This is a genomic window from Thermalbibacter longus, from assembly GCF_023806485.1.
In the GTDB taxonomy this organism is placed as follows: Bacteria; Chloroflexota; Chloroflexia; order Thermomicrobiales; family Thermomicrobiaceae; genus Thermalbibacter; species Thermalbibacter longus.
The window spans coordinates 1-270 of record NZ_JAMSLR010000060.1; the positions used below are offsets into that span (position 1 = coordinate 1).

Here is a 270-nt window from a genome sequence, read left to right on the forward strand (position 1 = left end):
AAAGAATGCGCCGCTGCACCGGCTTCAAGCCATCGCAGACATCGGGCAGCGCGCGGCCCTTGACGACGCTGAGCGCGTATTCGAGGTAGGCGCGCTCGGCATAGGCGCCGAGGTCGGTCGTCTCGCCGCCGTCATCGGCGGCCGTCGGGGCGAACAGGTCGGTGGTCTCGTCCATCAGGGTGCGTAGCATATCGGCTCGACGCCCGCTCCTTCGTGCCAGAATCGCGCCACCCCGATCGCTGCCGTCCCCGATGCCCCCCTCCCCGCCCC

At 70.0% G+C, this 270-nt stretch carries 1 protein-coding gene; it reads right to left on the reverse strand.

Features of this window, described 5'->3' with window-relative positions:
* Positions 1-190: hypothetical protein (locus NET02_RS16445; protein ID WP_284058513.1), on the reverse strand; the 190-nt coding region annotated here is incomplete at its 3' end.
* Between the last annotated feature and the right edge of the window lie 80 nt (positions 191-270).